The following is a 12,693-nucleotide window of genomic DNA, read 5'->3' on the forward strand; positions in this document are numbered from 1 at the left end:
AATTCTAAGAGCGTAGCTGGTGGCTGGTAGCTAGGGGCTGGTAAAAATCAAAACCAGCAACTAGCAACCAGCAACTAGCAACCGCCTCTATTCAAACAACGCCTCCAGATCCTCCTCCGGCATGTCGTGCCCTTCGTGGGCATCGGCCGGAGCGGCCTGGGCCTCCTTCTTCGGCTCCCGCATCTTCTGGATGGCTTCGCGCAGGCGGCTTTCGGAATCGAACATGAACTGGGCGCTGGTCACGACCCGTTCTCCGTCCAGAAGTCCCTGGGTGATCTGAATAAAACCGTCCTGATCCTGCACGCCGGTTTTCACCTGGCGCGGCTCGAACTTGCCTTCACCCAGATCGACGAACACCGTCTGTTTCTCGCCGGAGTGGATCACAGCCTCGCCGGGTACGGCCAGGGCGTTCCGGATCTCCTGACCGTGCACCCGCACGTTCACGTACATGTCGGGCTTGAGCTCCAGGCCGGGATTTGCAAATTCCAGGCGGGCCTTGACGGTGCGGGATTTGGGCTCGACGTAGGGGTAGATGTAGCCGATTTTCGCCTTCAGGGCGCGATCGCCGACAAAAGGCAGCAGCACGTCGGCTTCCTGTCCGACCTTGATCCAGGGCAGTTCATATTCGTAGATGTCGGCAAAGACCCAGACCTTGGAAATGTCGCTGATCTGAAACAGCTCCTGGCCGGCTTTGATGTACTGCCCGGGCATGGCCATCTTCATGGTCACCACCCCTTTGTAGGGCGCGTACAGGGTGAGGGTCTTGCTCACCCGGCCGGTTTTTTCCAACTGGCGGATCTGCCGCTCACTGATGTCCCAGTAACTCAGGCGCTGACGAGAGGCTTCCAACAGCCGCTCGCCGCCGTCGGCGATCTCCTGGAAGGAACTCGTTTTCAGGACGTCCCTGTTGCGCAGGGCCAGCAGATATTCCTGTTGGGCCGAAACCAGCTTTGGGCTGTAGATTTCCAGCAGCGGCTGGCCCTTTTCCACCACCTGCCCGGTCTGGTCGACATACAGCTTCTCGATCCAACCCTCCACCTTGGTGTTGACCGAGGTTATCTTGGGCTCCTCATAGCCGATGGTGCCGACGGTGCGGATGAGGCGGTGCAGATCGCGCCGCTCCACCTCGGCCGTGCGCACTCCCATGTTCTGCACTGTCACCGGATCGATGGCAATGGTCGAACCGGAAGGCGCCTCATCTTCGTAGACCGGCACCAGATCCATGCCCATGGGCGATTTGCCCGGTTCGTCCCGGATGTAGGTGGGATCCATGGGGGCGACCCAGTACTTGATCTTGCGCTCGCCCTTCCCTTGACCGCTTGTGGAGGTTTCGGCCGCTTCCGCCTCTCCTGCAGTCCCCGCCTTTACCGGTGTCAGGGCCATTCCGCAGATCGGACAATTGCCAGGCTGGTCGGAAATCACCCAGGGATGCATGCCGCAGGTATATTGCTGCTTGCCGGCCTCGCTATCATGGTGGTCGTGGGCGGCATGGTCCGGAGAAGCAACATTCCCGCGCAAAACATACCCAGCCAGGCCCCCCGCCAGGGGCAGGACAATCAGAAGAACGATCAACAATCCTTTTCGCGAAAACTTCATATCGTTAATCCTGTTTCGAGAAACTTGTGCACCTAAATTCAAACCTCGGAAGGGGTAATGCGTGAGGCGGAGGTTGGCTTTAAGCTTTTCACCCATTACGAATTACGTCTTACAATTTACGGGTTTTGGCCTCCCAACTCCTTCCCCACCGCCGCCTCCAAACCGGCGACGCTGCGCTGGTAATCGCTCAACGCCCGGTGATAATCGATCTGGTAGCGATAGAGGGTCAGCTGACTGTCGAGCAGGTTGAGAAAATCGACGTCTCCAACCTGATAGGCGGACAGAGTCGCTTCGAAGCTCTGCTCGGCCTGGGGGATGATACCGGTTTTGAACAGCTCCACCAGGTCGCGATTCTTTGCCAATTTGGCGTACTGGTCGGCAATGGCGAAGTCGATCCGGTTTGCCATATCTTCCAACTGCCGGAGGGCCATGCGCACGCCGGAATCCGCCTCGGCCACCGCTTCGCGCCGTTTTCCCTGCCACAGCGGGATGTTGATGCTGAAACCGGCACTGACGAAGTCCGTACCTTCCGCCGGGTCACCCGGCACATCTTCCCGCTGGCGGTAACCGGCCCAAAGGCTGACGTCGGGATAGTAATCGAGCTTGGCCAGCTTTCGCTGGGCCTGGTAGCGGTCGATCATCGACTGGTAACCGGCGAAAACCGGGCGATAGGTGCGGGACTCCTTGATGAACTCCTGCAGTTCGCCGACCACTGTGGTCGGTTCCAGTTCCCGCGGGGTTTCCACAGGCGTATCCGGGGCCCTGCTCAGCAACCGGTTGAATTCCGCCAGGGACGAAGCGTACTGCTGTTGAAGATTGAAGAACCGCTCCAAGAGCTTGGATCGCTCCACCTGGGCTTTGAGCACATCCTGCTGCAGCCCGGTGCCGACCTCGTAACGGGTTTCGGTCAGGCGGATAAAGTCGTCAAGAGTCGAGATATTTTCCCGCGTAATGGCCATGGCCCGTTGCTCAAAATAGACCTGGTACCAAGCGTCCTTGACTTCCCGCACCAACTGCAGCCTGGCATCCTCGTAATGCTTCCGGAACCACTCGGCCTGCTGCGAGGCCATCTCTTTTTTACTGCCCAATTTGCCCGGAAAAGGCAGCATTTGAGACAATTGGAACTCCTTCCCGGTCATGGGAGTTTCGTCACCGGAAAAGCTGTCGATCGGATAATTCGACAGGGCAAAACTGAATCGCGGATCATCCAGGCTGCCGGCCGGTATGACTGTGTGTTCCGCCATCCTCCAGCGCGCTTCTGCGGCTTGGAGATCAGGATTTCTTAGCAGCGCCTGGTCCACCAGGTCCTGCAGGCGCTCTCCGACCGTCTCTTGCGCCAATGCCGGGCGCCAGTTCCCCACTCCCAAGATCAAGGTCAGCAACAGAAAGATACAGGTAGATAAATTTTTCATAGCCCTCTCTCCTTCCCTGTCGATCCAGTTGTCCCGCAAGCTGGCGATATCTCCCCAAAAAACTTTAGCAAAGAAGTGGAAATCTCTGAACTAACTGAAATGATTTAGCTTCAGAAAAAGTCCCTCCGCGGAATTGAGTTCCGCGAAGCCAGGTTATTCCTATTTCAGATTGGGAGGCTGTATCGATTTTGGACATGAGCCTCCCCCTGGAAGCTCAAGCTGAAGGAGCGTGGATCAAATGAGAAAAGAACAGTTTCGGAGGAAAACCGCTTCCCTGCTTCCTTGTGGCTGGAGAGGGGACATTACCGGTGAAAACCGGAAAAGGTTGTCCGGTTCAAAAAGGGAGGATTCGAAGGCAACGAGCAGATCGGCCAGGACAGGAACATCAAGGCCGGATCTGGAAGAAGTGGTGACAGCCTGCCGTTCCGCGACATCCACCACCACCCTGCATTCATGGGAAATCTGGGGGTTGCTCTGGTTTGTTTTACGAGGATGGGAAAAAGAGCGCGAGCAGCAGGACGATGACGCCTCCCCATCTTCCATCGCCCTGCCCCTCTCACCTTTCATTGCGGCGCAAACGTGAATGCTGGAGGCAAGGAGATTCGCCGGAAACAGAATCGCTGCAAGAAGCAGTAATATCAGGAGACGCTTTGCCATTTTTCAACCAGAGCAGCTTTTTCCCAAACAATAATTTCCTACTTTTTTAATCAATTTTTATCATGCCCAAAGATATTTTTCAACATGGAGAGTCATATTTTAATCCCTACCCCTCGGAGTCGCACTATTAGAACCCTTAAGGCGTGCCTGGTTGCTGGTTGCAGGAAAGGGCGACAACCAGCAACCAGCAACCAGCATCCCAGCAACCGCTTTTAAACCGTCTTCAGCGCCCGATCCAGATCCTCGATGATGTCGTCGACATTTTCCAGACCGACGGAAAGCCGGATGAAATCAGGTGTCACTCCGGTGGCGAGTTGATCCTCCGGAGAAAGCTGCTGGTGAGTAGTCGATGCCGGATGGATCACCAGGGATTTTGCATCGCCGATATTGGCCAGCAGGGAGTGCAGTTGCAGGTTGTCGATAAACTTCTTCCCTTCGGCAACACCGCCGTCCTTGATGCCGAAGCCGACCAGGGCGCCATACTGCCCTCGGTGGAAGTAGCGGGTGGCCGTCTGGTAGGCCGGGTGTTCGGGCTGGCCGGGATAGTTCACCCATCCGACCCGGGGATGATCGGCGAGAAATTGAGCAACCTTGAGCGCATTCTCGCTGTGTCGTTCCATTCTCAGATGAAGGGTCTCCAGACCCTGCAGCAGCAGAAAAGCGTTGAAGGGACTTAGAGCCGGACCGACGTCGCGCAGCAGCTGAACCCGCACCTTGATGATGTAGGCCAGGTTGCCGAGTGCCTCGAGGAAATTGATGCCGTGATAGCTGGGATCGGGCTCGGACAGTTGGGGAAATTTGCCGTTACCCCAGTCGAAACTGCCTCCGGAAACGATGACTCCGCCGATGGAGGTGCCGTGGCCGCCGATGAATTTAGTGGCCGAGTGAACGACGATATCGGCGCCGTGGGCCAGGGGATTGACCAGGTAAGGCGACGGAACGGTATTGTCGATCACCAACGGCACCCCGTTTTCATGGGCAATGGCCGCAACAGCCTCGATATCGAGGGTGTCGAGCTTCGGGTTGCCGAGGGTTTCGGAGAAAACCGCCCTGGTTTTGTCATTGATGGCCGCCCGGAAATTTTCGGGATCGGAGGGGTCGACGAACCGGACTTTGACTCCGAGTTGCGGCAGAGTGTAACTGAACAGGTTATAGGTCCCACCGTAGAGACTGGTGGAGGCCACGATTTCCTGGCCGGAATGGGCCAGGGTCAGCAGGGCCAGAGAGATGGCGGACTGCCCGGAAGCGACTGCCAGGGCGGCGACACCTCCTTCCAGAGCGGCTACCCGCTGCTCCAGTACGTCGGTGGTCGGATTCATCAGCCGAGTGTAGATGTTGCCGAACTCCTGCAATCCGAAAAGCCTGGCCGCATGATCGGCATCGTCAAAGACGTAGGATGTCGTCTGATAAATGGGGACGGCTCGCGCCTTGGTCGTCGGCTCTGGCTTCTGCCCGGCATGTAAAGCCAGAGTTTCGGTCCGGTAATTGTTCGATTGGCTCATTTCAGCACCCCTCCTGGGAAATTGACTGTTGTCTTGGTCTTTTTTGTGACAGGGTTTAAAGATCTGGAATTTTTATACACTTGCCTACTCGGTTTTTCTTTTTCTCATAACTCACCTTTTTTGTCAAATTTTTTTCGTCCTTTTACAAAAAGGGTACAGAAATTTTGGCTTCCCCTAAGCGTTGTTTTTTCCGGTACTTAATGACCGGGGAAAATCTCTTCATACCAAGCTTTTTGACTCACGTCAATTTCTTGAGTTTTTTGTGTCGTTTTTATTTATTTTGTTATTGACTGCTTTTGTGTTGTTTTGCTACGTTGCGCTGGATTTTTGACAATTTTTTTTCGGGCGCAGCCGGAAAGGAGCAGTGAAATATGACCAAGGATAAAATCATCGCATGGTTGAAGACGGAGGATGAGAAAACTCTAGAGAACTTATGGCGACAGGCGGACCAGGTTAGGCAACTGGCAGTAGGAGACGATGTTCATTTGCGCGGCCTGCTCGAAATTTCCAATCACTGCGTTCGCAGCTGCCATTACTGTGGTCTGAGGGAAGAAAACAGTGAACTGCCCCGCTACCGGATGCCGGAAAACGAGATCATGGACTGTGTCATGGAAGCGGTCTCATACGGTTATGGCACGGTGGTCATTCAGGCCGGTGAGGATTTCGGTCTGAGCTCCGGGTGGATCAGTCACATTGTGCGGCGCATCAAGTCCGAAACCGACCTGGCCGTCACCCTGAGCCTGGGCGAGCGCTCTTTGGAGGAACTGGCGCAATGGCGCGAGGCCGGTGCCGACCGCTACCTGCTTCGTTTCGAAACATCAAACCGCGACCTTTTTGAGCAAATCCATCCCTCTCTTCCCGGCCAGGTCTCGGACCGGATCGAACTGCTCCGCCAGATCAAAAAGCTTGGTTACGAAACGGGCAGCGGGGTGATGATCGGCATTCCTGGGCAGACCTGGGAAGATCTGGCCAACGATATTTTTCTGTTCCGGGAACTCGATCTCGACATGATCGGCGTAGGTCCCTTTATCTCCCAGGGAGATACCCCTCTTGGTCAGTCACCGCCGGAAAATCCAGAGCAGGTGCCTAATACCGAACTGATGACCTACAAAGTCATCGCTCTGGCCCGAATTGTCTGCCCCATGGCCAACATCCCAAGCACTTCGGCCCTGGCCACCCTGAATCTGGCCAAGGGGCGCGAACTGGGTCTGATCCGCGGCGCCAATATCGTCATGCCCAATCTGACCCCCAAGAAATACCGCCCTTTGTACGAAATCTATCCGGCCAAAGCGTGCATCGATGAAACGGCCGCCGAGTGCCGCTCCTGCATGCACCGCCGGATTCTGTCGGTCAACAGAAAGATCGGCAAAGGTCGGGGCGATTCCAGCAATCACCGGGCTCCGGGGCCCCTGAAATAAATATTCGGGTTCAAAGACAAAGGCCGCTTTTCTGCGGCCTTTGTCTTGGGCCCTACAAATCCGGTCTTAAATATCCGATCCAGACCATAGAAAACAAATTGCAACAAAGTTTCCTTTTATGATAATAGTGGAGCAAAAAAGAGGAGTCTTTGTGAGACTATCCACCAAAAGCCGTTACGGTCTTCGCGCATTGTTCGACATGGCCTTCAATGCCGGTAATCTGCCGATTCAGGTCAAGGAAATTTCCAATCGACAGGAAATTTCTCCCCGTTATCTGGAACAGATCTTTCAGAGTTTCAAAAAAGCGGGAATTCTGAAAAGCAAGAAAGGTCCGCAGGGAGGGTATTTTCTGGCCAAAAACCCCGAGGATATAACCGTCCTGGAAATTATCGAGGCCGCTGAAGGGGATACTCTTTTGGTGGCCTGCACCGACCCGCCCATGGAAGAGGGGGAAACCTGCCATTTCAGCGGCATCTGTGTGACTCAGACCGTCTGGGCCGAGGCCGCCCAGGTCCTGCATAATTACTTCTCCGGCATCAATTTGAAAGACCTCTGTGAGCGGGGTCAGAAACTGGGTTTGAAACGGGAATCCAGCCATAAATTCATGTACTACATTTGACGTTCAGGGGGATGTGGCAACTTCCGCAGGTCCTTTCGGGTGATATCTCTTCCTTTCGTTTATCTGGCTGCTCCTCTTGCAAGAGGCACTTCGAAAGAAGACCCGTCTTGCGTAAACCGAACCCTGTCCTCCAGAATCTCCTCGACAATCGCCCCCGCGACAATTTCGCCCTCCCCCAAAGCCCTGTCGTTGATGATCGCGAAACGCACGGTCCGGTCTTCCTGATAGGCAATGCCCGTCACCCGGAAACGGGGCCTGGTATTCTCGGTGCGGGGAAATGCCGGTTCCCCCTTTATTCTTGCCGGCGTGGTTTTTCCTTGTTCCTGAAATGCGGTCACCGGGGTTTGAATCTCCTCTTGCATCTCCTCTTCCCTGAGTCCGGGAGTATGGACGGGGGCCACCTCGACCTGACTCAGGCCAAGTTTTTCTTCAGGGGCTTTCGAGATCAGCTCCACAGGTTCCCCATTCACCGGCGGGACGCTCACAAGCGCTCGCCCCGTATCGGTTTCTTCTTGTATGCGGGAAAGGCTAAAAAGCCCGATCCCGCCCAGAGTCAGGATCAAACCAGGCAGCAACAGCCATCGCGGATAAAACCGGCGACGGCGCCCTGCGACAGGCCTCACCCACAGAGGATCCGGTTCCCCGGGAAGGGCCTCCTGGCGATTCGACAGCTCCTCCAACTTCTGCAGGGCTTTCAGAATGGTGCTCATGGCTATCCTTCTCTCAGCTTCGGAACGCCGAACCGATTCGCAGCCTGATACAGGAACAAAAGGGTTATCATGTCGAGTTTTTCAGCATTCTCGAGACCTCGACGAGTCTGAAAGTTGCGTAAGGCCAGGGAGGTGTTGCGGCCGAAAATTCCGTCCACCTGGATCTCCTGTTCTCCGTTGACCAGCAGCAGCTCCTGCAGGGCTTTAACCTGGTCCCCGCGATCCCCCAGGACAAGACCTTCTGCCAGGCGGAGATCGTTACGCCAGACCAGGAAACCCTCCCCTTTCCATAAACCGGACAACTCAGGGAGAGAAACCCAGTCTCGCCCCTCCACTGGCGGAACGACCCTGACGGTTCCCTGGATCTCTTCGCAAACCGCAGCCAGACGTCGGCCATCACGACCTTCCATCACCATGAGAAACGGATAGTTCAGGTCGAGAAGCTTCGAAAGGGAACCCCTGACCCGGTTGATCTGCAGTCCCCTTGTCTGCAAAAAAAGGGCAAAGTCCTGAATAGTTTCTACCGGCCCTTCTGTGAGAGCCCCGGAAACACCCCAAACCTTCCCCATCGCCTTAAAGGCCAAACTGTTTACCGAAGCATCAGGGATTTTAGATAAGGGATCAGGGCCGGGAAGAGCAGTCCCCTTGGATCCGGTACCGCCTGTACTGCTTACGGCGGCTGTAATCGAGGATCTATCCATCCGGGTTCCCCACAAATGAAACAGCCCCCAGCTCGCGGCCAGTACAAAAAGACCCAGGAACAAAGGAAGCCATATGACTGTCCCGGGCAGATAGTCACGACGGGGGCGGTGGATCGGTTTCAACTCCTCCGCTGCCCTGCCAACCATCGTCCTTGTAACCATTTTTTTTTCGGCACCGAAGGCAGCCAGCAGACAGCGGTCGCAGAGGATGTTAATCAACCGGGGTATGCCCTCGCTGAATCGAAATACTTTCGTCATAGCCCGGGGACTGAAAACGGGGCCTTCGGCTCCGCACTGCGCCAGCCGATGCTCGATATATCGTCGGGTGTCCCCGGAACTCATGCTCTGCAGATGGTAGTGGACGCTGACCCGTTGACGCAATTGCCGCAATTCCTGCCGGTCCAGCAGACGGACCAATTCCGGTTGTCCGGCCAGCAAGATGTGCAGCAATTTCCGTTTTTCCGTCTCCAGATTGGACAGAAGCCTTATTTTTTCTAGGACTTCCGGGCACAGATTCTGTGCCTCGTCGATAACCAGGAGAACCGACCGTCCCTGCGAATTTTCCTTCAAAAGGAAGGCATTAAGTCTTCGCATGAGTTGACCGGGATCCGGTTCATCGGCCTGCAGGCCCAATTCAAGCAGAATGTCCCGGAACAGAGCCTCCGGGGACATGGGCGGATTGAAAATGAGAGCACTCCGCCACTTGCTCGATTCGAGGCGGGAAAGCAAGGAGCGCAGCAAGGTTGTCTTGCCCGTCCCCACCTCCCCAGAAAGGACGACAAAACCTCCTCCCTGGTGAATTCCGTACCAGAGGTGGGCAAAACCCTCCCGATGATTTTGGCTCAGAAAAAGAAAACGGCTGTCCGGTGTCAGACCAAAGGGTTTTTCCCGGAAACCGAAATATTCGCGATACATCCGCACCTGCTCGCAGAAGAATAGGCAGAAATCAGTTCCATTAGCTTAATTTTCCATGGATGTCGACAACTGGCAAGCTTTCTTTCCTTTAATAAGTGAAGAATTTTCTATTTGACCCCTGTCCTTTTTCAATTACTCTTGATACAGTCTCGAAAATGATTTCCGCCGGTCCCGTATACCGGCTTGCGGTACCATATTGATTCTTCGACGTTTCATATTTTCTTTCGATACCCTCATCAAGAAAAGAGCTTATGACTGACTGGAAGCTGTTCCTAGGCGAACCTCGCATCGCATATTTTTCCATGGAAATCGGTCTTTCGGCGGACATTCCGACCTATAGCGGAGGTCTCGGAGTCCTCGCCGGAGATACGATCAAGGCTGCAGCCGACCTCAAACTCCCCATGGTGGCGGTCACCCTCGCCAGCCGCAAAGGGTACTTCAGTCAGTATATCGACAAGGAGGGCTGGCAACGGGAGTCCGCGGCGGAATGGTACCCGGAAAAGGTCCTGGAGCGCCTGCCGGCAAAGACCCTGGTGCCGATCGAGGGCAAGGATGTCAAGGTCCAGGCCTGGCTCTATCGGGTAAAAAGTCCCGCCGGGGGGGAAGTTCCGGTCCTCTTCCTCGACACCGACATCCCCGGCAACGATGAGGAAGAGCGGCGCATAACCGACTACCTGTACGGCGGAGATCAGACCTACCGACTCAAACAGGAGATCGTCCTCGGCATAGGAGGGGCCCGCATCCTCAATGCCCTCGGCTTCAAAATCCGGAAATATCATATGAACGAGGGACACGCAAGCCTCCTGACTCTCGAACTGCTCAACAGAACTCGCCGCCCGGTGGAAGACACCTGGGACGAGCGGGCGTCGTGGGATACCCGGCGAGTTATGGAGCAGTGTGTCTTCACCACCCATACCCCGGTGGACGCCGGTCATGACCGCTTCCCCTACGATCTGGTCCGACGCATTCTGGGGGAGGAGATCCCTATTTCTCTGCTGCAGGAACTGGCTGGACGGGACGTTCTCAACATGACGCTTCTGGCCCTGAGCCTGAGCCGCTTCGTCAACGGCGTCGCGAAAAAGCACGGCGAGGTGTCACAGGCCTTGTTCCCCGGCTTCGAGATCCATGCCATTACCAACGGCATTCATCCCTTCACCTGGACATCACCCCATTTCGTCAAGCTCTTCTCCCGCTACTTACCCAGCTGGGGTACCGAGCCGGAACTGCTGGTGCGGGTGGACAGCATCCCCGACGAAGAGATCTGGGACGCCCACTGCGGGGCGAAAGCGATGCTGTTTCACTACATCGAGGAATCATCGGGAATCCGGATGGACCCGGATATCTTGACGATCGGTTTTGCCCGGCGGGTGGCCACCTACAAGCGCGGCAACCTGATTTTCTCCGACCTGGAGCGACTGCTGGAGATCGGCGAGGGGAAAATCCAGATGGTTTACGGCGGCAAGGCCCACCCCAGGGATCAGCCCGGCAAGGAGATCATCCACTCGATCATTGATCAAATTGAAAAACTGAAGGGCAAGATCACCTGTGTCTACCTGCAGGACTACGACATGCGTGTCGCCAGCCTGCTGGTCCCCGGTGTCGACATCTGGCTGAACAATCCGATCCGACCCCTGGAGGCGTCCGGAACCAGCGGAATGAAGGCCGCCCTGAACGGAGTCCCCAATTTCAGCGTCCTCGACGGCTGGTGGATCGAAGGCCACATCGAAGGGGTCACCGGCTGGTCAATCGGCCCCCCGCCCAAAGGGATCACCGTGGATCAGAACCACACCAGAGAGGACGTGCGGGACCTTTACGACAAGCTGGAACGGATCATCATCCCGATGTACTATGAAGACCGCCCGGGATGGATCCGCATCATGAAAAACGCCATCGGCAAAAATGCCTACTATTTCAACACTCACGTCATGATGCGACGGTATGTGACGGAGGCTTATATTCGGTAAAACAGATTGCTGGCGGCGGTTATCGGACGGATCCGGCGGATCTGACTGATCGGTCTGATCCGTCGGATGGCCGCCAGCCACCCCTCACCCCTTATGGAATCAACAGTTGACCTCCCCTGCCTCAGCGGATAATATTCCTTCATCTATCAGGCAGGGAGCAACCATGCATATTCAGGACATTTTCGCGACGCATCCGACCACTTTCTCTTTCGAGTTCTTTCCGCCCAAAACCGACAAAGCCGCGGATCGCCTTTACGAGACGATTCGTCAGCTTGAACCCCTGAATCCGGCCTTCACCTCTGTGACCTACGGCGCAGGGGGAACAACCCGAGAACGGACACATGAACTGGTCATGCGGATACACCGCCAGACCTCCCTGGATCCAATCCCTCATTTAACCTGCGTCTGCAGTTCAGAAGAGGAGATCCAACGAATCCTCGAACGCTACGCCGAGGCCGGCATCAGCAACATCCTGGCCCTGGCCGGCGATCCCCCGCCGGAAATGATCCCCTACGACCGGTCAAAAGACGCCTTTCCCCACGCCGCCGACCTGGTCCGCTTCATTCGCCGGTTCAGCGAACGGGGCACCCATCCGGATCCTCGCGGCTTCGGCATCGGCGTGGCCGGTTTCCCTGAAGGGCATCCAGCCACCCCAAACCGCCTGCTGGAAATGGACTACCTGAAGGCCAAGGTTGATGAGGGGGCCGACTATATCTGCACCCAGCTCTTTTTCGACAACCGGGATTTCTACGATTTCCGCGAGCGCTGCCTACTGGCCGGCATCAGAATTCCGATCCTTGCCGGAATTATGCCGATCTCAACAACCGAGGGTATGAAACGGATGGCGGACCTGGCTGCGGGGGCCCGTTTCCCCGCCTCCCTGCTTCGCGCAGTGGCCCGCTGCCAGAACGATCCGGAGGCCGTACGGAGGATCGGAATCCACTGGGCCACGGAACAGTGCCGGGACCTGCTGGACAACGAAGTGCGCGGGATTCATTTCTACACCCTCAACAACTCCGATGCCACCATTCAGATCTACCGCTGCCTGGGACTGAATGCCAGTTCACTCCACCCTGTGGAAAAACAAACTGCGGAATTCGGGGATGGTCGTCAATGACTTCGGTGTAGCCGGTATTCATGGCGTCACCTGGACTGCGTTTTCGGTACCTCCTCACTAGTCCCCGGACTCCTGAAACTGC

10 protein-coding genes are annotated in these 12,693 nt (G+C 55.9%); 5 read left to right on the plus strand and 5 right to left on the minus strand.

Annotated elements, in window-relative coordinates; genetic code table 11:
- Positions 1-87: 87 nt before the first annotated feature.
- Both R2940_06165 and R2940_06170 read right to left on the minus strand, forming a co-directional pair.
- Positions 88-1,596, minus strand: coding sequence for an efflux RND transporter periplasmic adaptor subunit (locus R2940_06165; GenBank protein MEZ4599356.1), 1,509 nt, complete (start codon positions 1,594-1,596; stop codon positions 88-90).
- 116 nt (positions 1,597-1,712) lie between these two features.
- The gene (locus tag R2940_06170) at positions 1,713-3,008 is read right to left on the minus strand and encodes a TolC family protein (GenBank protein MEZ4599357.1); all 1,296 of its coding nucleotides are present in this window, start codon (positions 3,006-3,008) and stop codon (positions 1,713-1,715) included.
- 238 nt (positions 3,009-3,246) lie between these two features.
- Here R2940_06170 and R2940_06175 point away from each other — a divergent pair, with 238 nt between their 5' ends.
- Complete coding sequence (locus tag R2940_06175) at positions 3,247-3,591, plus strand: hypothetical protein (protein ID MEZ4599358.1); 345 nt, start codon at positions 3,247-3,249, stop codon at positions 3,589-3,591.
- Positions 3,592-3,877: 286 nt separating this feature from the next.
- Here R2940_06175 and R2940_06180 read toward each other — a convergent pair whose 3' ends face one another.
- A complete protein-coding gene (locus R2940_06180) occupies positions 3,878-5,167 on the minus strand; it encodes a homocysteine synthase (protein ID MEZ4599359.1) in 1,290 nt (429 codons plus the stop codon).
- 371 nt (positions 5,168-5,538) lie between these two features.
- Here R2940_06180 and hydE point away from each other — a divergent pair, with 371 nt between their 5' ends.
- Together hydE and R2940_06190 are read left to right on the plus strand one after the other, a co-directional pair.
- A complete protein-coding gene (hydE, locus tag R2940_06185) occupies positions 5,539-6,585 on the plus strand; it encodes a [FeFe] hydrogenase H-cluster radical SAM maturase HydE (GenBank protein ID MEZ4599360.1) in 1,047 nt (348 codons plus the stop codon).
- Positions 6,586-6,736: 151 nt separating this feature from the next.
- Complete coding sequence (locus R2940_06190) at positions 6,737-7,204, plus strand: Rrf2 family transcriptional regulator (GenBank protein MEZ4599361.1); 468 nt, start codon at positions 6,737-6,739, stop codon at positions 7,202-7,204.
- A gap of 59 nt (positions 7,205-7,263) precedes the next feature.
- Here the strand turns inward: R2940_06190 and R2940_06195 are convergent, their stop codons facing one another.
- Positions 7,264-7,914, minus strand: a complete 651-nt coding sequence (locus tag R2940_06195; GenBank protein ID MEZ4599362.1) for a general secretion pathway protein GspB — start codon at positions 7,912-7,914, stop codon at positions 7,264-7,266.
- Between the two features lie 2 nt (positions 7,915-7,916).
- Positions 7,917-9,530 carry an AAA family ATPase gene (locus tag R2940_06200; protein ID MEZ4599363.1) on the minus strand — a complete coding sequence of 538 codons (1,614 nt, stop codon included), beginning with the start codon at positions 9,528-9,530 and terminating at the stop codon, positions 7,917-7,919.
- A 251-nt stretch (positions 9,531-9,781) separates the two neighbouring features.
- Here R2940_06200 and glgP point away from each other — a divergent pair, with 251 nt between their 5' ends.
- Positions 9,782-11,494, plus strand: a complete 1,713-nt coding sequence (gene glgP / locus R2940_06205) for an alpha-glucan family phosphorylase (GenBank protein ID MEZ4599364.1) — start codon at positions 9,782-9,784, stop codon at positions 11,492-11,494.
- A 163-nt stretch (positions 11,495-11,657) separates the two neighbouring features.
- On the plus strand, positions 11,658-12,611 hold the full coding sequence (gene metF, locus R2940_06210) for a methylenetetrahydrofolate reductase [NAD(P)H] (protein MEZ4599365.1): 954 nt from the start codon (positions 11,658-11,660) through the stop codon (positions 12,609-12,611).
- Positions 12,612-12,693 lie beyond the last annotated feature (82 nt).

This window comes from Syntrophotaleaceae bacterium, assembly GCA_041390365.1.
Lineage (GTDB): Bacteria > Desulfobacterota > Desulfuromonadia > Desulfuromonadales > Syntrophotaleaceae > JAWKQB01.